Raw genomic sequence first — 26,977 nt, 5'->3', positions numbered from 1 at the left:
TAATCAAAGCTCATAGCCATAACGAGGCAATCGGTTTATAACTCTTTCCCTCTGCCTATCTTGACGATTAGACGAACGAACGCCCAAAAGGTTTTTATGAAAATCCCTTACTTGAGTTTCAGGTGGTGAGTATGGCGGATAAGTACGAGATTCTTCAGGACCTCATGAGGAGGAGAGGCTTTGCCTGGGGTAGCTTTGAAATCTACGGTGGTACGAGAGGTTTTTACGATTACGGTCCTCTGGGGGCTACAATAAAGCGCAAAATAGAGCAGAAGATAAGGGAAGCCTTCCAGAGGGAGGGTTTCTTCGAGCTTGAAACCCCGGACATAACCCCCGAAAAGGTCTTCATAGCGAGCGGCCACGTTGACAAGTTCGTTGACCCGCTTGTTGAGTGTAGGAAGTGCGGCGCCAGGTTCAGGGCCGACCACCTCGTTGAGGAGGCCCTCGGCATAGACACCGAGGGTATGAGTGCCGACCATTTGACCCGGCTCATAAGGGAGCACGACATAAAATGCCCCGAGTGCGGCGGTGAGCTTTCCGATGTCTGGTACTTCAACCTCATGTTCGAGACTAAAATCGGTCCCTACGGCGACCAGAAGGGTTATCTGAGGCCTGAAACGGCCCAGGGCATTTTCGTGAACTTCAGGCGCCTAAACGCTTTCGCAAGGAACAAACTTCCCTTCGGCGTTTTCCAGATAGGCAAGGCCTACCGTAATGAGATCTCACCGAGACAGGGAATGCTCCGCCTGAGGGAGTTCACGCAGGCCGAGGCGGAGATATTCTTCAACCCGAAGGAGACTGAACATCCGCACTTCGACGAGGTCAAGGACGAGGTTCTGAGGCTCTATCCGATAGAGAACCAGCTCAAGAACCTCGGGGAAATCGAGATGACGGCTGAAGAGGCAGTCAAGAAGGGCTACATCATGAACACATTCTTCGCATACTACATGGTTATGGTCAAGCGCGTTCTCCTCGACATAGGCATTCCCGAGAGTGCCATACGCTTCCGCCAGCAGCTACCCGAGGAGAGGGCCCACTACTCCAGCGACACATGGGATGTTGAGATACACAGCGAGCGCTTTGGGTGGGTGGAGTGCGTCGGCATAGCATACCGTGGAGATTATGACCTCAGCAAGCACATGAAGATGAGCGGGGCAGATTTAACCGTCCTCATCCATTATGACGAACCAAAGATAGTCAAACGCCTGGTTGTCAGCCTCAACATGAAGCGTGTCGGACCGAAGCTCAAAGGCGACGCCAAGAGGATAAACGAGCTGATCCAGAGCTGGGACGAGGAGAAGCTCAGGAACCTGGTGGATGTGCTGGAGAGGGACGGCAGGATAACCATCGAGGGCTACGAGCTTGAGAAGGATGACTTCATAATCAAAGAAGTCGAGGAGAAGATAACTGGCGAGAAGATAGTGCCCCATGTCCTCGAGCCAAGCTTTGGTATCGACAGGCCGTTCTACCTGCTCCTCGAGAACTCTCTCGTCATAGAGGATGATAGGACATACCTCAGGCTCAAGAAGGACATGGCACCGATTGAAGTTGCCGTCCTTCCGCTCGTTGCGAAGGAACCGCTCAAGAGTATAGCCTACGAGGTGTTTAGAAAGCTCCAGAAAGCGGGCTTCATAGCGGTGTATGACGAGAAGGACACGATAGGGAGGCGCTACATCAGGTACGACGAGATTGGAACGCCCTACTGCGTCACGATAGACAACCAGACACCCGAGGATGGCACGGTAACGATCAGGGACCGCGACACGAGGGAGCAGGTCAGGGTGAAGATAGAGGAGCTCCCGGAGAAGCTGAGAGAACTGATTTTTGGGGAGTGAGTTCTTCTTTTTTCTAATATCCTTTCTGGTGTCTCTCATGAAGATCCACCTCATCTACCGTCGCCTTCCGAACAGGGTTCTTGAGAGGTATGATGATGTCGTGGCTGACTTAGGGGACGTCATCGTGGCCAAATCCCGCTTTGAGGGTATGCTCGTTCCTCTCAGGGTGAACGGCGTTGAGGTCATCAAGAACGGCTACACGATGGTCTACTTCGCCTTCGTTGGTGAGAACTACGACATCCTGAAGGTCTATGACGAAAACGGTAAGTTCAAAGGCCTCTACATCGACGTTCTGGCCTACACGAAGCGCGAAGGGAACACGATAGAGATGCTTGACCTGTTTCTCGACATCTTTGTCTTTCCCGGTGGCGAGGCCTTTCTTCTCGACGAGGACGAGCTTGAGATGGCCCTCAACTACGGCCTGATTGACAGGGAGACCTTCGACTTCGCCTACCGCATCGCGAGGGAGATACTCGAAAAGCTTAAGCGTGGTGAGTTTCCACCGAAAATGGTCTGGGAGTACAGGCTGGAGGGTCGGGAATGAAGTTCATCAGGGAAACCAAGGACGGCGCTGTAATCCTGCTTTACGTCCAGCCAAAGGCGAAGAAGAACGAGATTGAAGGCGTTGATGAGTGGCGTGGTAGGCTTAAAGTCAAAATCAAAGCCCCACCAGTGGAAGGAAAGGCGAATAAAGAAGTAGTCAGGTTCTTCTCCAAGATGCTTGGGACTGAGGTCGAAATAATTCGGGGTGGAACTTCTCGTGAGAAAGATCTCCTGGTTAAGGGTTTTTCCAGCAAAGAAGTCCTTAAAAAACTTGGACTCTAACGTCCAAGTCTGTTCTCTACTCTTTTTCAGGTACCAGTGGCGAACACCTTTTTTCAGAGCAACGCTTAAATTCATGAACCTTTCTTCATCTCTCGGTGATGGTCATGAAAAAGCTCACGCTGGCAGAGGCAAGTGCTATACTCATTGGGACTCAAATCGGGGCGGGTGTTCTGGGCTTGCCGTACGCGCTTAAGAATGCGGGCTTTGCCGGAATAGCAATTATCGTCGCCGTTGGCATTCTCACACTCCTCACAGCCCTTTTCGTGCTTGAGCTGGCCGTCCAGAGGGGAGGAACGCTTACTTCACTTGCGCGAGAGACGCTTGGGAAGGCGGGCGGCTGGCTGATGCTCGCGAGCATATCCGTTCTCAGCTATGGAGCTCTCATAGCCTACATCGCTGGAAGCGGTGACATACTATCCTCTCTGCTTGGAATTGACAGATCCATCTGCGCTATATTTTTCTGGATGATTATGAGCGGGATCGTGCTCATGGGCCTCAAAGCATCGGGCGAGGCAGAGCTGATGTTCAACTTCCTCCTGCTTGGTGCGCTGGCAGTTGCAGTGGCTTTGATGCTGCCGAGGGTGAACGTTGAGAACATGGCAACGGTAGATACCTCCGCCCTGGTCTCCGGGATAGGTGTCGCCATCTTTGCCTACGTAAGTCACATGGTTGTTCCCGAGATGTATAAGGGGCTCGAAAGCGTGGAGAAGACCAAAAAGGCCGTCCTCATAGGTTATCTTGTACCGATGGCATTCTACGCTCTCTTTGTCTTTGCCTTCGTTGGTGCGCTAGGAGGGAACACCCCTCAGCTGGCCACGTCGGCTCTCGAAGACTACTATGGTGGCTTAGGCAAGGTGCTCGGTCTTATCCTTCCGCTCGCGGCCATAAGCACGAGCTACATCGGCATAGGCTTCGCCCAGATGGACAACCTTCGCGAGGCCTTCAAGCTTGACAAGAGAAGTGCATGGCTCCTGACGGTGGTTCCGCCCCTGCTGATATACTTTGCCGGTCTGAAGAGCTTCGTCAGCGCCCTCTGGCTCGCTGGAACATTCGGCGGCCTTCTCTACGCGGGAATCCTGCCGGTGGCGATGTACGTCAAAACGAAGAAGGTCTGCCCGCCGAAGTGTGTGAGGATTCCACACGGCGTTGCTTACTTTGTTGGAGCGATTTTCTTCCTAGTTTTCATATATTCAGTGGTGTCACTGGTCTGAACCTTTCTTTTTATTCCCTAGGGCAGGTATTCATATATGGAGAACTAGAAAAGGATAAATTGGAGAGATTCACTTCAAAATCCCAAGGCTCTGGTTCGTCTTCCTTATGCTCTCCCACTTGTCGGCCATCTCGAACATAGCCCTTATCGCATCGATGTTCTCAGGTACTACATCGCTCTCCTGATGGACCGCTTGGATGTAGAAGAGCCTGTTTCCGCGGACGCTTATGCTCTCCTTCCAGACGGCTATCTCGTAGAGGTTGTTCCACTCCCTGTGAAGGTCTCTTGCAAACTCTATGAGCTGGGCCGTGCTCTCGAAGCCCTTTTCCTTCTCGAAGAGCAGAACGCGCGTGGTGTTCTCGAAGATGTCTATGACGTCCTTTGCTTCGAGCGGCTTCTTCAGCTCGACCATTATGCTGTGAACGTGCATTATTGTGGTTGGCACAACGAAAGCTGAAGTCTCGATGTTTATCGGAATTACCGTCTGGACGTCCGGTCCGTGGTGGGACGGAACCGTAACGCTCGGCTTTATGGCGTTTATCGGTCCATGCTTGATATCGTTCGGGTCGGCAGCACGACGGATCATCACGGCGTAGACGTAGTCGATGTACTCCTGAACTGCGCTGAGGGTTCTTATGAGGCCGGTGGTGTTGCAGGAGACGACTCTAACGTAGTCCTTGCCGAGGGCCTTCTCGTAGTTAGCTTGGGCTACGAAGGAAACTTCCGCGGTGCTTGCCTTCTCGCCGCCCTGGAAGATGGCCTTGACGCCGGCCTTTTCATAAACTGCCTTGTTCTTTGCTCCCATGCCGCCAGGGGTGGCGTCGACTATGACGTCGACCTTTTCCAGCAGGTCGCTGAGCGTACCGGCGACCTCAAAGCCAGCATTCTCAAACCTCGGCAAAAACTCCTCACCCGCAGCGTAGACTGGAATGCCGAGCTCTTTAGCCCGGTAAGCCTCAAAATCTGGCTTTGTCTTGGTAACTCCGATCAGCTTCATATCGTCCTGCCTAGTGACCGCGTAAGCGACGCGCTTTCCTATGGTTCCGTAGCCGTTAATTCCCACCTTAACCTTCATGATACCACCAAGAATTTTATGGCTGTGAAATACTTAAGCCTTGTTTTCACTCGTGGTGAAAAACAACGTCGAGAAAGAAATTTTTGACATATAGATAGAAAACTTCCCCCGCTGGGATTATAAGGGGGGCTTCAAAATATCCCGCGGTGATGACATGTTCGCCGAAATCCTGACTATAGGAGACGAGCTCCTCACCGGAAACACTGTGGACAGCAACTCGGCCTTTATCGCCCAGAAGCTTACCGAGAGGGGCTACTGGGTGAGGAGAAAAACCACCGTCGGCGATGACGTTGAGGAGATAAAGAAGGTTATCCATGAGATCCTAGATAGGAAACCAGAGGTTCTCATCATCTCTGGAGGTCTGGGACCAACCCACGACGACGTGACTATGCTTGCCGTTGCCGAGGCCCTCGGGAAGAATCTAACCCTTTGTGAGCCCTGCATTGAAAGAATTAAAGCATTCTATGAGCGCCTTTATAAGGAAGGTTACATCGATGACCCCAAGCTGAACGAGGGGAGGAAAAAGATGGCCTACCTTCCGGAAGGGGCCGTCCCCCTGGAGAACACCGAGGGAGCCGCACCTGGGGCGCTCATAGAGCACGGGGGTGTTAAGATTTTCGTCCTTCCCGGGATGCCGCGTGAGATGAAGGCGATGCTGGAAAAGGAGGTTCTTCCGAGGCTTGGGGAGAGAAAGTTCATCCAGAGGAAGCTTCTGGCAGAAATAACCGATGAGTCGAAGCTGGCTCCAATCCTCATCGAGACGCTGGAGCGCTTTGAGGTCAGAATACACTCCTCGCCAAAGGGCTTCGGCAAATACATTGGGATAATCATCTTCGGAGAGAGCGAAGAGGAGATAGAAAAGGCCAAGGCCTTCATGGAGGAGAGAGGCATTCGCTTCGAGGAGGGCTGGTAGCGAAAGAGTGATAAGGATAAACGGGCAATTCTATCGGGTCAAATCCAGCCGAAGGGGAACCAACCGCTGTTGTGGTGTGAGCCATGCTTCCTCCGGAAATTCGCTCCATCCTCGAAGAGATGCGGGCCGAGCGCATAAGAGGCGCGAGTTACCTGGCCAAGAGAGGCGCAGAAGTATATATAAAGCTCGCTGAGCTTTTAAGCGGCGATGGACTACGAGAAGCTCTTAAGGATATGAGAGAAGAGATTCCTGCCGTGAACAGGACGATGGCCTCACTCTACAACCTGGCCAGATTCATACCCATCACGGATAACCCCGACCTTGTAATATCAAAGGCCGAGGAATTCATCCGCCTGAGCGAGGAAGCCAAAAGGGAGATCGGCAACATCGGGAGCGAGCTGATAGACGAGAATGAGGTAATAATAACCCACTCCTTCTCCTCGGCTGTTCTGGAGATTTTTAAGGCCGCGAAGAGGAAGGGCAAGCGCTTCAAGGTAATTCTAACGGAGAGCGCACCGGACTACGAGGGGCTGGCCTTAGCCGGGGAGCTTGAGGCCTTAGAAATTCCCTTCGAGGTTATCACCGACGCTCAGATAGGCATCTTTGTCAAAAAAGCCACCCTGGCCTTCGTCGGTGCCGATAACGTTACGCGTGATGGGGCGGTTGTCAACAAGGCTGGCACGTACCTCCTTGCCCTAGCCTGTCATGACAATGGCGTTCCTTTCTACGTCGCGGCGGAGAGCTTTAAACTCCATCCTGAGCTGAACTCCGAGGAGGTTGAAATAGTCGAGAGACCCTACGCGAGACAGGGCTACCGCGTCAGGAACTATCTCTTTGACATCACGCCCTGGAAATACGTTAGGGGGATAGTAACTGAACTCGGAATTCTGGTGCCTCCGAAGGAGATTTAAAGTCCTCTTTTCTTGTCATCTTCACAATCTAGAAAGAACGGAAGGAAAGAAAAGAAATCAAATTTCGTGGGCCAGCCAGAGAAGGACGCCCTTGACGAACGGCCAGTTGCTGTCTATGTACTTGCCGTAGTAGGAGTCACTAATGGCCTTGCTCGAGCCATAGGCAACTATTCTACCGTTTCCGGCTTCTACGGCAGCCGCGACTATCGGGTTTGTGCCCTTGCCCCTAACCACGTTTCCGTTGGCATCGACGGAGTATGAGGTGTCGTATGCCTTGATCAACCAGGTAACTTCGCCGCTGATGGTAAGGGTCTGGCCGTTGTAGTAGGTCTTCCAGGCCTCAGGAACGAACTTCATCGCCGGATGGGCGGTGTTGTAGATTCCAACGAACGGATAGTACGGCCTTCCGCTGTTCACATCATCGTCCATAAGCTCATCAGCGTTGAACTTGATGCCATACTTCTCGACCACGGCATTGAGGCTCTCGACGTTGGAGTACTTGTACCAGTCTCCAGCTATGAAGAGCCCACCACCGTTTTCGACGTACTCCTGAAGTGCCGCCACCTCGTTTGGAGTTAGGTCTTCCTTCGGGTTGAGGATTATCACAACGTCGTACTCCTTAAGCAGGTCGTAGGTGAGCGGTAGCTTGTTGATCTCTACCTCCCAGCCTAGATCGCTCTTGACCTTCTCGGCGAGCCCGTTAACGCCGACTTCCTCAACGTAGTACTGGCCGTGAGAGGCGTCGATTAGCACCTTGGTGATGGTGATGGTTATGTTACCTGGCTGGGTCATGTTGGTCTCGTTTCCGGGCGTTGGAGTGGGTGGCTGGTATGTTGCTTCAACTTCCTCAAGAACGTCCTGGAGGTGCGGCAGGACAAACTCTATCTCCTGCATGACTTCTTTGCTCATGAGCGCTGCCTTTCTGATGTGCACCATAACTGGATAGTAGTAGGATGCTCTGTATGGATTCTGCTGGACGAGCAGACCCTTGAGGCTGTTATAGATGCTGTACTCCCGCTGTATCTCCTTCATGGTCTCGTTTATCCACTGAATCTTTGGTTCAAGGTCTCCAAAGTCAACCCCGTACTGCTTGAGTTTGTTAACGGTGTAGGTGAAGTTTTCGTAGAGTTCTGCGAGGTTGTTCTCCTCCTTGATATAGAGTCTCTCGTAGTAAGGTGTGAAGCCGTAGGCGACGACGTTGGGGTGGGGAACGACCTTGTACTCGTAGATCCTCTCGTCGATGATTCCCCACCCGCTCTCGTGAACCTGTATGTCGATCTTGAGGTCACCCAGCTCGACGGACACGTAGGTGAACTCGTAAACCGCGCTTTCTCCGACGTCTATCTCATAAGTGACGTTGTCGACGAAGGCGCCGTTGGCATAGAGTGCCACGGTTATGTTGTCGGTCACATTGCCGTTGTTAACGACGGTGACCTTGAACTTCATGGGGACGCCCTTTATGGCGTAGCTCGGTTTAACGACATTGGATATCCCAATTGGCGGTATGTACAGTTTATAATCGGTCGGGTAGACTTCTATAACCCCGTACTTGTACCCAATACCGATGACGTGCTCCAGAATCTTGCCCGGGACGACATCCATTATGCCGTAGTAGTCGTACAGAACGAGGCTTCCAGTGTCATCTTCGACCGTTATGACGGAACCGTTGACGTCGGTGACCCTGATCCACTCGAGCTTGACGCGCATGCTCTGGTAGGCGTCGTTCATCTCTCCGGCCTTGACGACGACCGGCTCAGGCACCTCGGCGTGTCCAATGACCCTGTAAGATGGGTCATCCAGCTCGTAGAGGCCGTTCCACATGGCAGTCGTTCCGTTGACCTGAACCACGTCACCCGGCTTGACGTCCCTGGCGAAGGACTTGCCAACGTAAACGTATATGCCGCTGTTAGGCTCGGTACCGTTCTGGATGAAGAAGCCGTTGTACTTGGTGCCTATGACTATTCCGCTGGTGACGACCTGCTTGCCGGTCTCCCAGTTCTCCCTTATCTCCTTGATGGGCTGGTACTCGGGCGGGAGCGCTATGTCGTCGGCACTCCTAGGCTCGATCTTAAAGTTCTCGAAGGAATAGTACACAACACCGGTGACGTACTCGAGCTCCTGACCGTCCAGTGGGGTGTAGGCATAAATCAGATCATCAACCCTAACCGGTCCGCTCCCATCGTCAATTTCCCACTCACCGTAGCCAAGATCCGGATTGGTAACGACAACGTTTTCAACCTTGACGAGAACGCTTTCCCACTGCTCCTGGGCAACATCGCCCGTTGGGAGGATCACTGGATCTGGTACAGGAGCTTCTCCAAGCTTTGTAATTGATGTCACATAGCCAATCTCAGTAAATCCACGACTATCGCTCCAAGTAGCTTTGTACTCTTTTACTGTGCCTGTGACTTCCACGTAGTCACCCACATTAACATTGGGGCTGCTTCCCAGATAGACATAAATTCCGCTCCATGGGCCAGTACCGTTCTGAATGAAAAAGCCTTTTGATGTCACTGCCGTGACGACTCCCCTCGTAGTAACAATCTGGCCGACATAGGCAGAGGCGTCACCGTCCGTAGTGTTGCTCTGGATTTCTTGGATTGGAACATACGTGGCTGCCTGCACCGGCTTTATCGCCCACGCCGGTACTAGACTTAGAATCAACAGTGCCATTAAGACCAAGCTCCACCTTTTCATGTGAACCACCTAATCAGAAACGGCGTTCATGTATAAATAAGTTTTTCCATAACTTACTCCGACAATTTATCACTCACCGTGTTCAGAAATTCCGAAATTAATAAAACTTGGTCACACAATACCCACCTCGGTGATCCCATGCCAATAACGACCAAAACCGGTGATAAGGGTTTAACAGGCCTCTTTACAGGCGACAGAATTGCGAAGTACTCACCCATAATGGAAGCTAACGGCACCATAGACGAGCTGAGCAGCTTTCTGGGCGAGGCCAAACACTACGTGCCCAAAGAGATGGCAGAGGTACTAGAAAAAATCCAGGTCGAGCTTTACTCGCTCATGGCTGAGATAGCCAGTAAGGGCAAGTACAAAAAGGTCGGGGAAGGGGAAGTCAAGTGGCTTGAGGAACTTATTCATAAGTATGAAGAAGAAGTCCAGCTCCGCGCCTTCGTCCTGCCGGGCTCCACCATCGCCAGCGCCAAGCTCGATGTGTGCAGGACAGTTGCAAGGAGGGCCGAGAGGGCCGTTGCACGGCTCGTTCTTGATTACGGCTTTGGAAGCAGCGCCCTCATCTACCTTAATAGGCTCAGCGACCTGTTATTCATAATGGCACGGGCAATAGAAAAGAGGGAGGGAAAGATAAAAGAGGTCAAGTAGCTCTCTCCGCTTCAGCTCTCTCCGTATTTTTGCTCCCTGAGTAGGGTCTCCCTGTGCTCGATGTAGTAGTAGAGTATCACGGCCCCCATCATAATCCAAAGGACAGCGCTTATCTGCCAGACAGGGAGGCGGTCCATCAGAGCCCCCACAACCACAAGGCCGAGAGGCGCGGATAGGTTTATGAGCAGGGCAAGGGCGGAGAAAACCCTACCGCGGAGTTCTGTGGGAATAGCACGCTGTATCTTAGCGTTGAGGGGAACGTTAATCAGCGCGTTGCTAAAGCCCCATAATATGGACACTCCGGCGAGGGTAAAGAATGCAATGGTCGTGGCAAGCTCTGCATAAGGCGAGACCACCCATATGAAGACTAACATCATGGCGCCGTTGAATGCAAGCGCCTTGAAGAACAGCCTACCCGGCCTCTTCAGCTTCACGGCTATGAGGAGGTTGCCGAGGAGCATGCCGCCCATGAAGGCGCTTTCGAGCAGTCCAAACTGCTGGCTGGAAAACTTGAGGATCTCCCTAAAGGAGTAGGGCATTATAACCGCGCCGAAGGGCTGACCGAGTGCATTCATGAAGAGGGCGAAAAACATGAGAACCATGAGGTAGTGACTGGAGCGCAGGAACGCTATTCCCTCCTTTATGTCCTCGATGACCTGTCTGGCGCTCTCAAGCTCCCTTGTCTTCCACTCGTAGTGTATTAGAGCTTCAAACAGTCCGGAGCCAAAGAAGCTCACCGCGTTTATGAGCAGGGCGAGCTTTATTCCGCCGAAGGCGTAGATGAAGCCACCCAAGGCCGGGCCAACGAGCCTCGCTATTATTGAGAACGAACTCACCGTGGAGTTTGCCTTCTCCAGCTCTTCAGGCTCAACGAGATCCGGAAACATCGCGCTCGTGGCGGCCCCAAAGAACGTCCCCATGACCGCCATGACGACCTGAATTGTGAGTAGCTGGTAGATGCCGAGGAAGTTGAACGCTATGACCGCGAAGAGGAGAACTCCCCTCGCGAGGTCAAAGCCCACCATGAGCTTCTTCCTGTTGTAGCGATCACCTATCACACCCGCGAACGGCATTATAATAAGAGAGGGGATGATGTCCGCTAAAACGAAGAGTGTCATCATGCCACCACTGTGGGTCTGGTCGAGCACGTAGAGCGGCAAAGCGACTTCCTGCACCGCCCAGCCGAGCTGCGAGATGAAGCGGCCGACCGCGAAGAGCCAGAAATTCCTGTTGGGGCCTAATTTCATAGTCATCCCTCACCCAAGCGGTGTAATTAGACAACCGGCAATCGTGTTAGGCAATGTGAAAAGATGTAGGGGTCAGACAAGCACCGCCTTTATGTCGCCGTTCACAGTCGTTACCTTCACCTCGAATTCGCCGGTTCCGATCACTGGGTTTTCTGGGTTGATCCCAATCAGCTCGATGTCCCCGTTTACCTTTTTCGTCACTATCCTTGCATCGCAGAAGTCTGTGAGCTTCAGGCTTATGTCACCGTTAACGGTCTTCATGGCCAAGTTGTCCTTAAGCTCCTCAATGGTAAGCTCTATTTCCCCGTTAACGGTGGAGATGGTTACCGGTTCCATGATCTTCAACGTGGCATTGGCTTCACCGTCCACGGTCTTCATTTCCTCCCGGATTTCACAGTCCTCAAGCTTCATTTTTCCATTGACAGTCACAACACTGCCAAAGCACACATCTTTAGCCCGGAGGGGTCCCGTTCACATTTTTTGCAGCTATAACTGCACTCTTTGGAATCATGATTTCAATCTTTGCCCATCCACTTTTGTTCCGTAGGTTGAGGGGCATTCCCTTGGGTTTCTCCTCGATGACCAATTTGTCTTCCAGTTGCTCGATAATGACCTCCACTTCACCGTGAACGGTGTAGTCCACTTCGGCGAAGTTCTCATCCCAGCCTTCTATCGTAATGACACCGTTAACGACTTTTATCTCAACTTTCTTGACGTTTTCATATATCATCTTCCCCACCTTCTGTTGAAATGACCACGTTTCCAGCGGCTACATTCACGATTATCTTGCGTTCACCGGTTCCAAGAACGGGATCCTCAGGGTTAATGCCCTTAAGTATGATATTTCCAGGGATGAGACCTTTCCCGTCGTTTAGAACAACTCTCGCGTCCGCATCCCCCGGGAGAGTTAGCTTTATACTTCCTGTCGCGGCCATTAAGTTCACGTCCCCCTCAAGCTCAGTGATAGAGAGGTCTATGATTCCCGCCGCGGTCACAATGTTCATGTCGCCATTTACCCTAACAGAGCCTCTGATAACTGCCGTCGCCACGTTTATCGTTTCAACAGTGCAGCGGGAGAGTTCAGCTTCGCCCTCCCCGAGCAGGAGTTTGGAGATTCTCACGTCTTCAGCATCAACCTTGCCCCTCTTCACGGCAATTTCCACTTTGACACTCTTAGGTACTTTTAGCGAGACCCTTGTACTTCCATTATCCTTCTTGAGGAGGTTCTTGAACTTCTGGCCCAGCGGAACCGTTATATTAAGCAAGTTTCCATCCTTTGAGATTGTTAGCCTATTTTCAGGGCTAACCTGGACCTCGACGGCTCTCCCTTCCGACTCTTCGACATTTATTTCAGCATCAGCCACATTTATCCAGACCCTTTCAACGTTCTCGAACCTCACAGCCATCCCTCCGGAAGGTAGAAATGAAAGTCAAGAGGGTGCTCTCTTGGGTTCCCTTCGCTCCTCTCCTTTTCTGGGCGCGATGTCACAGCCCTCACCCTAGATGCTCCATCAGTTCATCTATCAGCTCCTTAACGCGCCTGTTCAGTGCTGCTCTATTGATTCCAAGGCCCTCTATCAGCTCTACACTCTGTTCCTCTATGATGTCCTTCGCTTTCCGGATAACCAGGTTACAGGCGCCTTTGTTCTCTATTGTGTAGCTTTTGCCACCGACCCTTATGCGCACCTTCCCATCAGAGGCGGAAATTATGGTGTCGTCTATCCGTAACTTTGCCCTGTTCTTGCCGACGGTTATTGAAATCTCACCGGACTTGAGTGAGACGTAGTCCTTCGAGAGTTTCAAAACCTCGTTTCCGCTCCTATAGGTCACCTTGTTCCCAGCGACCTCGATGGTGTACTCGTCCGTCTGGATAGCGAGTCTGTCTCCCGCCTTCGTCAGCTGGAAGCCGTTGCCAAGCTCCCTGATGGTGACCATGTCCTCAAGAGGAGACACGACGCTGCCCTCATGGACGCGGATTGGACCGACCTTCACGCGCTCGCCGTGGGGGGTCTCAATGACCTCTATAAACGGCAACTTGACGTACTGGAAGCCGTCCCCCTCGTAGACCTTGATGATCCCGAGGTCAACGACCTTAGCGCTCTCCTTGTTCTTGTAGAGCTTGTCCGGGTTGAGGAGGGCCTGTACGCGCTCGACAAAGCTTGGGTCGGCTTCCACCTTTGTCTCCGCGAGTTTTTGAGAAGTCCAGACCACAACGGGCGAGTGAAGAATCTTACGCACTTTACCTATTGGGGTCTCTGCTTCTACCTCCACCTCTCCATCAATGACCCAGCCGACCCTCTTCTTGCCCACCAGGACAGGGTAGGCCTTTCCCGTTCCGTCAACCTTAACGTCGCCAAGGTCTACTCCGCCGAATTCATAGGCCTTTTTTTCGACCTTGAACCACCTCTTGGACTTCATCTTTCCAAAACCAGTCTTCCCGACGAGCAGGCCAGCTATACCGAGCACTACCGCGTAGGCAAAGGCCGTACTGGCGGTTAATATGGCCTCGTCACCCTGAAATGTCTCCGGCAGACCGAGCCACTTGCCGAAGAACAGGAACAGCGCCGTCCAGAAGAATGCCTTGGAGAGAGCAAAGATGAGCCCTGTAACGGTTACTCCGAACCACTTGCCGACGCTCATTAACTCAAAGGCGAATATCAAAGCTATTATTCCCCAGACTATGTATTCGTTGTAGGCCTCAAGCTTAAGCGGCCCCTTAAAGAGCCACACTATGAGCAACACTGCCGTCAGCTTTTTGAGTAAATCGGCAATCTTAAACCTCAGACTATCCTCCTCAAAGGACCAAGTTCCAAACACATAACTCATTCTTCCACCTCCTCAAGGGCAGTAATTATCTCTAGCAAACGCAAAAACAAACGACCGTCGGGCGATATCTCGTACTTGTCACCTTTCCTGACCATCCTCGTTTTGACGAGAAGCTTGAGATGGTGTGAAACGGTGGGGCTCTCCACACCCAGCGCTTCCTTTATCTCCTTGAAGCCCATTGGCCTCTCGGAGAGCATCTTGAGGATTCTAATCCTATCAGGGTTTGCCAAAGCCTTCAGCGTCCTTGCTGCCTTTTCCTCGTCGAGCTCTGGAAGGCTCTCGAGCTTCTTTTTGAGGCGCATCTTGATGGAGAGCATGACCTCGTCTACGGGGTCGATGCTCTCCTCGAGCGCCTCCAACCTCTTCTTCAGCTCCTCGAGCTGGGTTCTCAGGTCTTCCATGCTACCACCAGGTACAGATTTTTGTAGTACAATTCTCTGTACTTAGCTAGTTCGTTTAGTATATAAAAATTTATCGATTCAATATGCCAAAAACGTTTTAACGCTCAAATCTAAATCGTCTCCATGAACATCGTCCAGATGCTCGCGCTCATAATCATCGGCTACGTCCTTAAGCTCGTCCTCAAGGATGAGAAGCCCTTCAACTACCTTAGAATCCTTGTAAATGACTTTCTCCTGGCCCTCTTTATCTTCGGCAACGTGGCAAGCAAGGATCTAGCCTATCTCCTCAGCATAAAGACAGTTTTTATGTACGTGTTCATTATCGTTGGTCTCAGTCTGAGTCTCTCCTATCTCTACGGCCGCCTCTTCTTGAAAAGCGACGAGCTGTGGGCAGGTGCGCTGATGGTGCTTTCCATCTATCCGAACACCGCTGCCCTTGGCTTCCCCATAGCGAGCCTTTTCCTTGACGACATAACGCCGGCGATACTATACTCCACCACCAACTCTATGATAGTGCTTCCAATCGTTACCTTCATAGCCGCCCACTACTCCAGCGGCGGAGCCTCGGTGAAGAAGAGCTTTCTAAAGGCCCTTAAGTTCCCCCCGACTATGGCAAACCTGCTCGCCCTGGGGCTTGTGATAGCAGGAGTGAGAGTTCCTGATGTCATCCTTGAACCGATAAAAACCATTGGCTGGTGGAGCATCCCGTTGCTTCTCATCTACTTCGGATCGAGGATTACCTTCAGCCGCTTTGAGGTGAGGAAGCTCTTGGAAGTTGGAACGTTCAGAATAGTTGTGCCCTTCCTGTTCGTGTTCCTTACTCTGCACTTTGCTAGTAAAGACATCTTCTACTCTGTTCTTGTCGAAGCCTCGATGCCGCCAGCAATAGCGGCCAACGCTATTCTGGCACAGTATAAGCTCAAAGCGGAGGAGGCAATAAGCGTGACTTTTGTACTGACATTGACAGCTATCGGGCTCTTCATGGTTCTTAGGGCACTCGGGGTCTGAGGACCTCCAGTGGGGTTTTAAATCTCAGCGATGAATCTCCAGCGGTGATTAATATGGAGAGAGTCGTTAGGATACTCAAGGAGATTCTGGAGATACCTTCCCCGACAGGATACACTCAGGAGGTTTTAGCCCACATTGAGAAGCTCCTGAACGAGAACGGCGTAAAGACGTACTACACCAACAAAGGGGCTCTGATAGCTGGCAATCACTCGGAGCCGGAGCTTGTGATAGCGGCCCATGTTGACACCCTCGGGGCGATGGTGAGGGGAATACTTCCCAACGGGCATCTGAGCTTCACCAGAATCGGCGGCCTTCTCCTCCCGACGTTTGAAGGGGAGTACTGCACAATAATCACCCGCTCGGGCAAGCGCTACCGCGGAACGCTACTCCTTAGGAACCCGAGTGTTCACGTGAATAAGGAGGCAGGAAAGAAGGAACGCAAAGAGGAGAACATGTACATCCGCCTTGATGAACTCGTCGAGAAGAAGGAAGACACCGAGAAGCTCGGGATAAGGCCCGGGGACTTCATAGCCTTCGATCCGAAGTTTGAGTACGTCAACGGCTTCGTCAAGGCCCACTTCCTCGACGACAAGGCCAGCGTTGCGGTTATGATGGACCTCATGCTTGACCTTGGAGCGGAAACCCTCGAAAAGCTCCCCGTGGCGTTCTTCTTCTCGCCCTACGAGGAGGTCGGCCACGGTGGTTCGGCGGGTTATCCGCCGAGCATGAAGGAACTTTTAGTCGTGGACATGGGCGTCGTTGGCGAGGGCGTTGCTGGCAAAGAGACTGCCGTTTCAATAGCGGCTAAGGATTCAAGCGGCCCCTACGACTACGGCATGACGACGAAGCTTATCGAGCTGGCCGAGAAGCATGAAATCCCCCACGTCATCGACGTCTTCCCCTACTACGGCTCCGACGGTTCAGCGGCCTTAAGGGCGGGCTGGGACGTCAGGGTTGCACTCATCGGGCCGGGAGTTCATGCCAGCCACGGCATGGAGAGGACTCACGTCAAGGGGCTTAAGGCGACGAAGGATCTGGTGAGGGCATACATTGAGAGTAAATACCGCCTTGAATGAATGTACTTCTATTTCTTCCCAATTTATCTAGAACCTTTAATGAGTGTATTACCAACTTGTTCGTTACATATGACTATGTTAAAAGAAAATTTTTATACTTGAGCGACCCAATTTTGCTTCTGGTGACGGATCTAATGAAAAAGTGGGCCTCAGTGGTCATTATACTTCTGCTTTTTGGAGCAACTGCCATGGGAGGATGTATACAGAGAGACAGCATTCCTAGATCAACATTAACTTCTCCAATAACATCAGAATTTGAACATTGTAATACAACATCCAAGAAAAGCTCCTCTGATCCTTTTCCTTTGGAACTGTCAGATGATACAGAGAATACTGTTTTCCAAGAAGATAGTTCCATCCATTTGAACCTAACTGCTCAAGAAGAAGCAAACCTTAGGGAATGGGTCCAAAATTTCACTGAGAGTCTAAATAAGAGTGTCTCCAAATATGGTTATGACAATTTAACTGTAGTGTTGGCAATGCAAATTGGAAATCTATCTAAGCTTCCAGAATGTGACAATATCTCGGAATACGGGGATCTTATGGGATACCACGATAATGTTTCCAATTTGAACGTTCTTCTTCATGAGTACAAAAACCTCGCAGAAGGCATCTTAAAACAGTACGAAGTACAACTTCCCTATTTGAACGATAAGGAGATCGATGAATTCATAGGAAAAGTGGAACCTTCAAGTGTTGAGAACATGATTATGGCGTGTGGTCTTATCAACGATTATAATGGGCTTATAGAGTCTGCGAGAAAAGTAGAGCTAGGAAAAAGAGATACATATACGGAGTTTTACATGCGCTTATTCATTGTGGTGCTTAAAATAGTCTTCATTAAGGAGAATCTAACGTATAAAGTATCCTATAAAGTTGTTGGCAAACTTTTCTGGAAGACTCGGTTGTTCCACGTAATATATAGGTATGGAGGTGTCACTGCTCTGAAAGTTGCAATGAGTGTTACCCACTGGGAGTTTAGAGGCTTGATAAACAAGTACCTTGATGAATTTGGAAACAACCCTTCAATGGTTTATTCCCTCATATCCAATACCAGTGATCGCGAGCAGCTTGAAAAATTCTCAGAGTCTTTTATAAATCTCGTTAAAAATGAGACTGTGGCATTGAAAAATATTACTTCAGATATTGCCGATAAAATTGATGATTTATTTGGATCCAGTGAAAACGGATAAATTTCACTATAGCATGTAAAATTAGAAAAGAAATGATAGGCTCTCACTCAATCTTAGCCCCACAAACAGGGCAGAACTTCGCTCCCTCAGGAACTATATGCCCATTTGGACAGCGGTGGATCTGGTGTCCGCAGTAGGGGCAGAAGCGTGCTCCTGGGGGGAGGGGCTTGCCGCAGTAGGGACATATCTCCTGTTGCTGTGCTGCTGGAGCAGCTGGCTGCTGCGGCTGAGCGGGCGGAACTCCAGCTCCGGCATAGGGTTGAGCCGGCTGTGCGGGAGGCTGCATCAACTGCGGGATGAGCACCATTCCTGTGCCCATAGCCGCTCCAGAGCTCTTTCCGAGCTCCGCTGCAACTTGCTTGGTGGTGTCCATCTGCATGACGTATTGAGCGTTTCCTGTCTGCATAATCCAGAAGAGCCTCTGGCGCCACTCGTCGGTCGTGTTTACCCCCTCAATCTTGACGTCAACCAGCTCAAGGCCAAGCCGCCTGAAGTCCTCTATGAGCTTGACCTTGACCTGTGTGCTGACCATATCAAGGTTCTGGAAAAGGTCGACGATTGAGTAAGCCGAGAGGTGCTTCATCATGCCCTCGTTGAAGTAGGCCCTGATGAATCTGGTGACATCATTAGCGTCGTAGAGGCTCTGACCGCCGACGACCTCGGTGATGAAAAGCACGGGATCGGCCACCTTAAACCAGTAGACACCGTAGTACTTTATCGGAGCAAGCTCCCTTGTCTGCGTCTCTCCCCCATAGCGTCCCTGGAACTCCTTCATGCTGACGAAGATTACCGTCGCCTTAAACGGGCTGTTTGAACCGCCAACGAGCTTGTAGAGGAGCGGAAGGTTTTGGGTCGTCAGCGTGTGCCTCCCAGGGCCGAGAACGTCGTATATTTTGCCGTCGCGCATGAAGACTGCCACTTCATACTCGTGGACTATCAGCTGGGCACCCCACTTGATGACCTCGTTGGGGTAGCGCCAGATTATCTCGTCTTCACCGGGGTTGACCCACTCTATGACCTGCACCATTTCACTCACCTCTCAGAATCATGCTTCTGCCCTCAACTGTGTCCTCAAACTCTCTAATCTTGTCATCGAGATTCAGGACTTCCACGCCGAGCCTTGCGGGGTCAGAAACTGCACCCCTTATAACCCCAGCCATCTTGGCGATCTCCTCAGCGAGCTCCACCATCCTTGCGTCATACTGGATGAGCTTTTCAAGCTCCGGCTCCTTCACCTTTACCCTGTCAAAAAAGCCCGCATACCCCGCTTCAGCGTGCCTGACCTTACCCTCAAGCATTACCAGTCTCTTGCGCAGGTTATCTATCGCCACTAGCTGGCCGCAGTTCACCATCGCACATCTCTGAAGGGCCCTTTCGAGCTCTCTTCTCGCTCCCGCTAGTATTTCGGCCACCTTTTCCCTGACAAGCCTCTCGTCTTCCCTCAGGAGCTCCTTCTTCTTGTACCCATGAAAACCGGGTATGACCAGCTCAAGCTTTTCCCATATCGAAGTCTCTTTCCCCATTCCAACACCCCCTAAACTGTGCGGAAATAAGCATTCTCTTTGTCCACCCTCATGACTTCACTTACCACCCTTTTGCTGACGGAGCCTTTGGAGAATATCCCCGCGGCACCGGCAACACCGGCGACAAAAGCACCCAAAAGTCCAATCCCATTGCCGGTTGCTGCGGTGGCGATTAAACCGATGAGAATACTGCCCCCGATAACTCCAAAGCCCAGGATCGTGGCTTTTTTCCTCGCTTCGCTCATGAGGGGGTACTCTCCCCTCACAACCCGCCCGTCAGTACCGTCAACGTAGTTCCTAAAGGTCTGCCCTCCGTACTCGTAGTGCACCTCCCAGACGGGATAGTGGACGAGACCAAGGAACTTCACTTCAAGCTCAAGGTCGCCTATCCTGCTCCCTTCCCCCTTGGCCTCCCACTTAAGGGCAGTTTCGAGGTTGGAGCGTGCTATGGCCTCTGCCTGCTCCTTCGTCATTTCCGGCTCGTAGTACTTTCCCTTCTTTACTACACTCTCCTCAAAGAACCTCTTTCCCCTGACTGGAAAGGGATAGTTATGCAGGAGGACTTTAAGGGGAGAACCAGCAGGAATTCCGAGGAAGCAGACTTCTTCAACGGTTTCCTTTGAGCCGCTCTTCCCGTGGAGGTAGAAAAAGTAAACCGGAATCCAGTGTAGCTCTTTTTTCGTGACCTTCGCCCCCGTTATGTCTGCTGGCGCACCGTACTGCCTCGAAAGAAACTTGAGAAGCTTTCCGGCTGGATCCTCCTTCATGGGTGGGAAGAAGAAGTGCTCGATGAGCTCTTCACTCGTCTTTACCCTAAAGGTTGTCCCGCAGTAGGGGCAGGTAGCCACTGAGACCGTATCTGGAACCTTAAACGTGGCGGAACACGTAGGACAGGTAACCTCCATCATCACACCCCCAGGAGGCTGGAGCTCTCCCTCTCAATTCTCTGGCCCTCAAGGACTTTGCTTCCAGCGAACCAGCTCAAGGCGGCGCCGCCGACTATGGCCAGGACTGCAAAGACCAGTGACTCCGCAATTGCCCCGGCACCGAAGGCTGCAATGAAGGTCCCAATGCCGACCCCCGCAAGGTATTGGGCACGCCTAACCGTGCTCATGGGCTCCGTAGCCGCGACGTCCTTTCCATCCCAGCCGGCAAAGACTGTCTGGAAGATGGAGTTGCCGTAGCGGTAATATACAGTCCACATGGGCAGGAGGAGAAGCCTAACGTTTTCAGGTTCCCCAGCAGTAACATCAAAGCGAAGTATTCTGTCGGACTTTTTGGCAAATCTGTCTCTAATAATGTCTATTGCATCTTCGTGCATCATGAGTTCTGCATGGTGCTCGTCCATCTCGGTGTTCAGGATTTCAAGCTTTATCCGCCCCCACTCGTCCTCTTCAAGGTCAAGAAGTCTTTTTCCGGAGGGTCGGGTCTTGGAGTAGTGGGTTATTAGGTCATCAACGCCAAAACTCCTTACCTGCCTCCTTGCAGAACCGAGAAGGCGTAGGGTTTCGTCCACCCTCTCTCGATAGCGGCGTTCTACCGTGCGACAGTGCGTCCTCCCCTGAGAATCGGTGTGACATTTTGTCTCCTTCTTTATGTACTCGACGGTGCCCTCTACGTGAACCTTACCCTCCCAGTAGGGGGCGTAGTGGCCTTCTATCCCCACGATTTCTATCTCGTCCTTGATGCGCTTTAAGTCGAAGTCTTTCCCAACACGCTCCCAGAAGGCTTTGGCTATGGCGTTTTTGTCCAGAGAAGGAACGATGTAGATGTGCTCAGTCTTCAGGTTGCCGCTTATGTGATTTGGATGGCCGCAGTAGGGGCAGATAGCGACTATCGTTTCAGGAGAGACCTCGAGAGGCGCACCGCACCTCTCACATTTAAAGCCGTTCATAGTGCACCACTCTCTGTATTAAATGGATTTCTCCGTATTTAAGCATGCCGCACCCAGACTCTAAACTGTTTTCGGTTACGACTTCAAAAACTAAAAGTGCACAGAGCAGTAAACCCTAGGGCTGTGTGTTTCACAGGCAAAGTAGTGTTATTAGGCCCAGTGGGTTATCCAGCACACAGATCAACGATTACCTAAGCTTCTTTACAAGTTCGACCAACTCCCAGAGATCCTTCACGTAGTAATCCGCCCCATCAACCTTTCCGAGACGGGTAACGTTGGCCACCCTCATTCCCGCACGATGACCGGCCAGAACATCATGAGCACTATCGCCGACCATCAGGGCCCCTTCTGGCTTGAGACTGAGCGCTCTGAGGGCTTTCTCCACGAGGTAGGGATTCGGCTTAACCCCATCGAGATTGGAGTAGTCCTTGCCGTAGACGACGTCGAAGTACTTCCTCAGGTCGAAGAGGTTCAGAACGAACTCGGTGCAGTCTTGGGAGGCGTTGCTCACTGCAGCAAGCTTCAGACCCATCTTCCTCAGCTCTCCCAGAGCATCAACGTCAGGGAAGGGCTTTATTCGCCCGAGTTCCGCCATTCTTTTGCGGTATTCAAGGTTTACCTTGTCAACAATCCGCCAGAACTCGACGTGGTTGATGCCGAAGCGCTCGATGTAGCTCCTCGGCAGCTCGCCTGTTACGGTCTTTTTGTAAGTCCCATAATCCAGTTCGATGCTATGCTTTCTTAAAGCGGGCATCACCCAGTTCTCGTACCATCCGCGGTGATCGTAGCCCTCATAGTAGACGAGGGTCTCATCCACGTCGAAGATTATCCCCTTAAGCATGCCTCAGCCTCCTGGACTGTTCATCACTTTACCGCGAAGCGCGGTCTCAGCCGGTTGATCCTTCTTCATCGGCAAAGGGAGTAGGAAAAAGAGGTTAAAAGGTTTCAGAACAGCTCCTCGAGCTTGACGTCTATCTTGTCCGGGTTGAACGGAAGGACGTGCCTGGTGGTCTTCGGGGAGTAGACCTCGCCGCGCTTGACGAGCTCCATGACCTCTTCCTTGCTCGGAGCCTTCCTGATGAAGACGTAGTCAATCTCGCCCTTTGCCATGTCCTCTCTGGCGTCTTCCTTGAGACCGTAGTAGATGAGCTCAATCTTGCCCTCAACGCTCATCTCGTCGAGAACCTTACTGACCTTCTTCTGCTCATCAAGGCCGCCGGGGATGGCAAAGCTCTTTTCGCCGACGAGGGCGAATGCTATCTCGCCCTTCTCAGCCTTCTCCTCGGCCTCTGGGTCCTCGATGACTTCAAGACCCTCGGCCTTGAGCCTCTCGAGAACCTCCTCAAGACTGCCCTTGAAGGCAGGGTACCAGGTGTAGACCTTCACATCGTCGCTGAAGTAGTCGAGGATGACCGACGGGGCGCGCTTGGCGCCGAGCTTCTGAAGGCCGGCCCAGCGGTGGTGGCCGTCAACGATGAGGTACATGTCCTCGCCCGGGACCTTCGCGAGGAGCATTGGCTTCCAGAAGAGGCCGGAGCCGGTAACGCTCTCGATGAATGCCTCGAGCTCCTTCTGGACGAGCTGCTCGTGGGGCTTCATCTTGTCGAGCTCAATAAAAACGTAATCGACCTTAATCGTGGGGATGTCGTACTTCGGAACCTTTTCAACTCCCATTACCGCGACCTCCTTCAGTATTAAACCTGCAGACGAAAATCGAAGTAGAGGGTAAAAAGGCTTTCCTTGTTTTACTGTCAGGTTAAACCGATGATTATGCATCTCACCTGGCCCTCACATGAGGATTTTCCGGAACAAGGGTTAAAACCTTGAGTGATGATATAACCCTGATGAGGAACGTCGCTGATTTACCCCTCCACGGCGGCCACGTTCCGCCATGGCTCGCCCAGAGGATGAGGAAGCTGACGCGCTTAGTCCTGATTCTCGCCGTCGAGGAGTACGGGACTAAAGGTCTCTTGGAGAGGCTCTCAGACCCGGTGTGGTTTCAGGCCTTCAACAACGTCATCGGCATGGACTGGGACTCATCTGGGAGTACTACGGTAACGGCTGGGATGATAAAGGACGCCCTCTGGCGGGAGGAGCTGGGCGTTAAGGCCGCTGGCGGAAAGGGCAAGAAGAGCAGGGCAACACCGGAGGAACTGAAAACCATAGCCGAGATCTACGACCTCGACCCGACTCCATACGTCAGAACGTCCAGGCTTGTGGCAAAGGTCGACACCGTTGCCCTCCAGACTGGCTATCAGCTGTACCACCACGTCTTCTTCCTGGACGAAGAGGGCAACTGGGCAGTGATACAGCAGGGTATGAACGAGGCCGAGAGGATGGCGAGGCGCTTCCACTGGTTTGATGCAGAGGTTTTCACACTCGACCCCCACAAGGGGATTGCAGGTTTAAAGAGGGAGTTTGCGCTGAACACTGTCTCGAACGAGGCCAGGAAATATCAGAAGACGCTCCTCGATATCATCCAGGAAAAGCCCGTGAAGATAGAGCGCGAGCTTGAGAGCCTCAAGGCCATAGCGAGGGGCTACCGACCGCTGGTTTATTACAAGCCCCGCGATGTGGATGAGAAGACCCTTATTCAGAAGTACGAAAGCCTAGGCAAGCTGGAGCTGAACAGAAGAGCCCTTGAGTTTGCCCGCGAGCTGAGTGTGAATAACTACGAAGAGCTTCTCCTCCTGAAGGGCCTCGGCCCGAGCACGCTGAGGGCTCTATCGCTCGTTCTGGAGCTCGTCTACGACGTCCACCCGTCGTGGAAGGACCCTGTAACGCACCCGCCAGATCCCTTCAAGTTCACCTATGCCGTGGGTGGCAAAGACAGGGTGCCATTCCCGGTCGAGCGCGGCACCTACGACGAGCTGATTTCATTCCTCGAAAAGCTCGTCGAGAAGAACCTACAGGAGAAGGCCCTCGTCCGCAACGTGACGAAAATAACGAAGAACTGGAAGTTCCCGGAGGAAGAGAAGAGGGCGACTTAGAGATGCCAGATACATCAAATACGGAGAAGATCAAATATAGTGCCTCCTCATGAAAAATTTTAAATTCTTCAATTACGAAATTTATTAAAAATTAAATTAAGCATGGTGATATCTATGGTAGATATGGCTACGAGTGTTGAGACTCTTAAGAGGGAGGAAATTGTTAGCATTTTATTTACGGATTACCTTGGAAGACCAGTTACAGGAATTGCCGAAGAAGATCTTGTTAACCTAACACAGGAAAATGATGAAAAAACATTCCTAAAGAAGTTAATTGAACTGGCTAGACTAGTGTATGGAAAGGATAAAGTAGGAGATATTTCCTTAGAAATGTATGATAAAGAAAAAATAATCTCTACCTTATTGAGAATTCGATTTGAACTAGAATTTGAAGCCCTTCCCAAAGAAACGTATAAAATTACTGGAGAGAATCCTGAAGAATTTCTCAAGAAAATTACAGAAAAAAGCCAAAATGCCATAATTCTCAAAGGCATGCAAGAAAATGAAAACTTGATATTTTATCCTCTTGAAACTGTCGAAAGAAAATATATTCAGCCATTAGTTTCCAAGGAAAGGCGATACTATCCATTGATCTTAATACGCCAAAAAATGAATAATGTAGAAATCGCAGCGACAAGGCGAACAATTACAAGAGCATATAAACACTTTGCACAGGATATCACAAAAATTATCAATGAAGCTGAGGTTTTTAATAACTCTCCCGCAGAGATCTTTGAGAAGTTGAGTAATGAAGGCATATATGTGACTAAAATAAAACTTTCAGGATATCCCTACACTGTGAAAATAAATGCATGGAGTGACATGTATGTACCTATTACCCGGTTTAATATTGACAAATTATTACATAATCCTGAGGATATTTTGAAGTTAAGAGAAGTTCATTTAGAATATCGGCAAAAAGAATCTCCAATTTTGTTCACTTTGACTCTCGTGAGATCAAAAGCGAAAATAGAGGGCCTTGACGAGAAGACTAATCAAAGAAAATACATCTTTGAAATAAAGATATCATTTGAGCATGATGTTCCAGAGAGTGACAAGAAAAAAATCATTGGAATACTGGAAAGAAGTGGGATAAAATTAAATAGTCCTTACGAAGCTCCAGTCTCGTACTACTTTAATAAAATGATCCTTGACAAGCAGAATAGGGTAAGATATTACAAGATCTTAGAAAAATTATCCAGTGATGATATCGTTCTCAACAAGCTTAAAGAACAGAAGATTATATCAAAAACCAAAAAGTCCTATCGGATATCAACGGATAAATTTGGAACACTTCTAGAAAATGAGCTCCACAAAGTTAAAGGGAAAACATTCTCATTCACTAATAGTTTTGGAATAAATGAGGAGTTTAAAATCTTTAATATAGAGTATAAAACAGAGGACAAGTCCATAGTTCTCCAGGGAGTCAGACGGTGGGATTATCCAAAAGGTGGAAGCTATCAATTTTTCATAACTATCGTGATTCCATTAAGCAACCAAGCAAAAAGTACTAAAAAAAGCAGATATCAACGATTGACGTATGTATTTTTAGACAACCTAGATCTATATAAAGTCCTCAAAAGCTTATTAGAGAACAATAAAGAGGATGCTGTGTTCGAGATTTATATCAAAACTTTGGAGTATTTAGACTATTACTATTCAGAACTCATAGAAAATGAAGCTACGGTATCTTATCGTTTATTAAGCAACCAGTTAGATACACTATCAGGAGAAAAAGTTGAAGAACACCTGGGCATTGTATTGAAATATCTTTATGGTAGTTTCATTCCCAAAGGATATATCTATAATGAAGCTGAACCTGACGGGATACTAATACTCTGGGTGGAGGACAGGGATACTCCAATAGTCCATACTTATGTCATTGATTCTAAACAGCACAAACGCCTAGAGCGAGACGAGATACGGAAGATGTGGGAATATCTCGAAGGATATCTCCAGAAAATGAACTTGGGTAATGTCAGAATAACAAAAAAGGGTGTGTTTATTATTAGCAGTTCAAAACTACAGACGGAATCTCTTAATCTTCCAGCAAGAAAGGAAATATCTAATCTTGGCACTGATATAGAGATGGGAATTATAACATTAGAATTCATTCTGGAGTTGTTCAAAATATTTAGGGAGCACAAAAACCTAGTCGGGGCTCGCAATATGAGACCACGTATAACAAGTGCATTTATACAAGCAGTTAATAATTCAATAGAAACTGGAGACCTTTCTACTCTCATAGAATATGAAAAACAGATAATTGATGATCTCAAACGGATGATTGGAGCGCATGTTCCCGAATTCCCTCCACAGTGGGTAGAGAGAGAATTATAAAACCTCTATTTTTACTATTCTTTAAACAGTTAAGTTTCATTTTATCTTGGCACTTATAGAGTACCAGCAACAAGCACAGAATTGCAGAGAAACTGATATAAGAACTATTGAGTTTAGAGGCGATATGATCAAACTTTGAGCAGGCAAATTATCGGGGATAAGGGCAATTAACCCTCCGAGAAGTGTAGAAGAAAGTCTCACTAAACAATAAGCCCTGCTTTTTCAAAATTTTCAGTTCAACAGAATCTTTGATCAAACTTTTGTTTGGCAAAAGTTTCTTATGGTGGGCCCGCGGGGATTCGAACCCCGGACCTCCACCTTGTAAGGGTGGCGTCATAACCATCTAGACCACGGGCCCG

General features: G+C 50.3%; 26 protein-coding genes and 1 tRNA gene. 12 read left to right on the top strand and 15 right to left on the bottom strand.

Annotated features, from left to right (window positions below; all coding sequences use genetic code 11):
• Positions 1–131: 131 nt before the first annotated feature.
• From glyS to TON_RS03300, 4 genes are all read left to right on the top strand, one after another.
• Positions 132–1,835: a glycine--tRNA ligase gene (glyS, locus tag TON_RS03315; RefSeq protein WP_012571602.1), complete on the top strand. Its 1,704-nt coding sequence runs from the start codon at positions 132–134 to the stop codon at positions 1,833–1,835.
• Between the two features lie 37 nt (positions 1,836–1,872).
• A complete protein-coding gene (locus tag TON_RS03310; RefSeq protein WP_012571601.1) occupies positions 1,873–2,379 on the top strand; it encodes a DUF402 domain-containing protein in 507 nt (168 codons plus the stop codon).
• Positions 2,376–2,660 carry a DUF167 domain-containing protein gene (locus tag TON_RS03305; RefSeq protein WP_012571600.1) on the top strand — a complete coding sequence of 95 codons (285 nt, stop codon included), beginning with the start codon at positions 2,376–2,378 and terminating at the stop codon, positions 2,658–2,660. The genes TON_RS03310 and TON_RS03305 overlap by 4 nt, the downstream gene beginning before the upstream one ends.
• Positions 2,661–2,758: 98 nt before the next feature.
• Positions 2,759–3,871 carry an aromatic amino acid transport family protein gene (locus tag TON_RS03300; protein WP_238516416.1) on the top strand — a complete coding sequence of 371 codons (1,113 nt, stop codon included), beginning with the start codon at positions 2,759–2,761 and terminating at the stop codon, positions 3,869–3,871.
• 69 nt (positions 3,872–3,940) lie between these two features.
• Here TON_RS03300 and TON_RS03295 read toward each other — a convergent pair whose 3' ends face one another.
• Positions 3,941–4,945 carry a phosphorylating glyceraldehyde-3-phosphate dehydrogenase gene (locus TON_RS03295; protein ID WP_012571598.1) on the bottom strand — a complete coding sequence of 335 codons (1,005 nt, stop codon included), beginning with the start codon at positions 4,943–4,945 and terminating at the stop codon, positions 3,941–3,943.
• A 154-nt stretch (positions 4,946–5,099) separates the two neighbouring features.
• On the opposite strand from TON_RS03295, the gene TON_RS03290 reads away from it, so the two are divergent.
• Together TON_RS03290 and TON_RS03285 are read left to right on the top strand one after the other, a co-directional pair.
• Positions 5,100–5,858: a molybdopterin-binding protein gene (locus tag TON_RS03290; RefSeq protein ID WP_012571597.1), complete on the top strand. Its 759-nt coding sequence runs from the start codon at positions 5,100–5,102 to the stop codon at positions 5,856–5,858.
• A gap of 83 nt (positions 5,859–5,941) precedes the next feature.
• The gene (locus TON_RS03285) at positions 5,942–6,769 is read left to right on the top strand and encodes a translation initiation factor eIF-2B alpha/beta/delta subunit family protein (protein WP_012571596.1); all 828 of its coding nucleotides are present in this window, start codon (positions 5,942–5,944) and stop codon (positions 6,767–6,769) included.
• 57 nt (positions 6,770–6,826) lie between these two features.
• Here the strand turns inward: TON_RS03285 and TON_RS03280 are convergent, their stop codons facing one another.
• Positions 6,827–9,466: a DUF4350 domain-containing protein gene (locus tag TON_RS03280; protein ID WP_012571595.1), complete on the bottom strand. Its 2,640-nt coding sequence runs from the start codon at positions 9,464–9,466 to the stop codon at positions 6,827–6,829.
• Between the two features lie 138 nt (positions 9,467–9,604).
• Here TON_RS03280 and TON_RS03275 point away from each other — a divergent pair, with 138 nt between their 5' ends.
• Complete coding sequence (locus tag TON_RS03275) at positions 9,605–10,120, top strand: cob(I)yrinic acid a,c-diamide adenosyltransferase (protein WP_012571594.1); 516 nt, start codon at positions 9,605–9,607, stop codon at positions 10,118–10,120.
• An 11-nt stretch (positions 10,121–10,131) separates the two neighbouring features.
• Here TON_RS03275 and TON_RS03270 read toward each other — a convergent pair whose 3' ends face one another.
• The 6 genes from TON_RS03270 to TON_RS03250 form a co-directional block, all read right to left on the bottom strand.
• Positions 10,132–11,367: an MFS transporter gene (locus TON_RS03270; protein WP_012571593.1), complete on the bottom strand. Its 1,236-nt coding sequence runs from the start codon at positions 11,365–11,367 to the stop codon at positions 10,132–10,134.
• A gap of 72 nt (positions 11,368–11,439) precedes the next feature.
• Complete coding sequence (locus TON_RS10570) at positions 11,440–11,745, bottom strand: DUF4097 family beta strand repeat-containing protein (protein WP_012571592.1); 306 nt, start codon at positions 11,743–11,745, stop codon at positions 11,440–11,442.
• 73 nt (positions 11,746–11,818) lie between these two features.
• The gene (locus TON_RS10565; protein WP_012571591.1) at positions 11,819–12,097 is read right to left on the bottom strand and encodes a hypothetical protein; all 279 of its coding nucleotides are present in this window, start codon (positions 12,095–12,097) and stop codon (positions 11,819–11,821) included.
• On the bottom strand, positions 12,087–12,767 hold the full coding sequence (locus tag TON_RS03260; protein WP_012571590.1) for a DUF4097 family beta strand repeat-containing protein: 681 nt from the start codon (positions 12,765–12,767) through the stop codon (positions 12,087–12,089). The genes TON_RS10565 and TON_RS03260 overlap by 11 nt, the downstream gene beginning before the upstream one ends.
• A gap of 94 nt (positions 12,768–12,861) precedes the next feature.
• Positions 12,862–14,193 (bottom strand): hypothetical protein, encoded by a 1,332-nt coding sequence (locus TON_RS03255; protein ID WP_012571589.1) that lies wholly within the window; start codon positions 14,191–14,193, stop codon positions 12,862–12,864.
• Positions 14,190–14,594, bottom strand: a complete 405-nt coding sequence (locus TON_RS03250; protein WP_012571588.1) for an ArsR/SmtB family transcription factor — start codon at positions 14,592–14,594, stop codon at positions 14,190–14,192. The genes TON_RS03255 and TON_RS03250 overlap by 4 nt, the downstream gene beginning before the upstream one ends.
• Positions 14,595–14,717: 123 nt before the next feature.
• Here TON_RS03250 and TON_RS03245 point away from each other — a divergent pair, with 123 nt between their 5' ends.
• The 3 genes from TON_RS03245 to TON_RS10095 all read left to right on the top strand — a co-directional run bounded on the left by TON_RS03245 (position 14,718) and on the right by TON_RS10095 (position 17,871).
• Positions 14,718–15,602: an AEC family transporter gene (locus TON_RS03245; protein ID WP_012571587.1), complete on the top strand. Its 885-nt coding sequence runs from the start codon at positions 14,718–14,720 to the stop codon at positions 15,600–15,602.
• 53 nt (positions 15,603–15,655) lie between these two features.
• A complete protein-coding gene (locus TON_RS03240; RefSeq protein WP_012571586.1) occupies positions 15,656–16,678 on the top strand; it encodes a M42 family metallopeptidase in 1,023 nt (340 codons plus the stop codon).
• 122 nt (positions 16,679–16,800) lie between these two features.
• The gene (locus tag TON_RS10095; protein ID WP_148202363.1) at positions 16,801–17,871 is read left to right on the top strand and encodes a hypothetical protein; all 1,071 of its coding nucleotides are present in this window, start codon (positions 16,801–16,803) and stop codon (positions 17,869–17,871) included.
• Between the two features lie 43 nt (positions 17,872–17,914).
• Here the strand turns inward: TON_RS10095 and TON_RS03230 are convergent, their stop codons facing one another.
• The 6 genes from TON_RS03230 to serK form a co-directional block, all read right to left on the bottom strand.
• Entirely contained in the window at positions 17,915–18,898 is a 984-nt protein-coding gene (locus tag TON_RS03230; protein WP_012571584.1) for an SPFH domain-containing protein, read from the bottom strand.
• Position 18,899: 1 nt separating this feature from the next.
• Positions 18,900–19,394, bottom strand: coding sequence for a hypothetical protein (locus TON_RS03225; protein WP_012571583.1), 495 nt, complete (start codon positions 19,392–19,394; stop codon positions 18,900–18,902).
• An 11-nt stretch (positions 19,395–19,405) separates the two neighbouring features.
• Positions 19,406–20,299 carry a zinc ribbon domain-containing protein gene (locus tag TON_RS03220; protein WP_012571582.1) on the bottom strand — a complete coding sequence of 298 codons (894 nt, stop codon included), beginning with the start codon at positions 20,297–20,299 and terminating at the stop codon, positions 19,406–19,408.
• Positions 20,300–20,301: 2 nt separating this feature from the next.
• Positions 20,302–21,288 (bottom strand): membrane protein, encoded by a 987-nt coding sequence (locus TON_RS03215; RefSeq protein WP_012571581.1) that lies wholly within the window; start codon positions 21,286–21,288, stop codon positions 20,302–20,304.
• A 187-nt stretch (positions 21,289–21,475) separates the two neighbouring features.
• On the bottom strand, positions 21,476–22,129 hold the full coding sequence (locus TON_RS03210; RefSeq protein ID WP_012571580.1) for an HAD family hydrolase: 654 nt from the start codon (positions 22,127–22,129) through the stop codon (positions 21,476–21,478).
• 104 nt (positions 22,130–22,233) lie between these two features.
• A complete protein-coding gene (gene serK, locus TON_RS03205) occupies positions 22,234–22,962 on the bottom strand; it encodes an L-serine kinase SerK (protein ID WP_012571579.1) in 729 nt (242 codons plus the stop codon).
• A 170-nt stretch (positions 22,963–23,132) separates the two neighbouring features.
• On the opposite strand from serK, the gene TON_RS03200 reads away from it, so the two are divergent.
• Both TON_RS03200 and TON_RS03195 read left to right on the top strand, forming a co-directional pair.
• Positions 23,133–24,278 carry a DUF763 domain-containing protein gene (locus TON_RS03200; protein ID WP_012571578.1) on the top strand — a complete coding sequence of 382 codons (1,146 nt, stop codon included), beginning with the start codon at positions 23,133–23,135 and terminating at the stop codon, positions 24,276–24,278.
• Between the two features lie 114 nt (positions 24,279–24,392).
• The gene (locus TON_RS03195; RefSeq protein WP_012571577.1) at positions 24,393–26,618 is read left to right on the top strand and encodes a hypothetical protein; all 2,226 of its coding nucleotides are present in this window, start codon (positions 24,393–24,395) and stop codon (positions 26,616–26,618) included.
• A gap of 281 nt (positions 26,619–26,899) precedes the next feature.
• On the opposite strand, the gene TON_RS03190 is transcribed toward TON_RS03195, so the two are convergent.
• Positions 26,900–26,976: transfer RNA gene (locus TON_RS03190), tRNA-Val, on the bottom strand.
• Position 26,977 lies beyond the last annotated feature (1 nt).

The organism is Thermococcus onnurineus NA1 (genome assembly GCF_000018365.1).
GTDB lineage: Archaea > Methanobacteriota_B > Thermococci > Thermococcales > Thermococcaceae > Thermococcus > Thermococcus onnurineus.
Note: the sequence above shows the minus strand (reverse complement) of the source record. Positions and strands in the feature narration are given on the sequence as shown.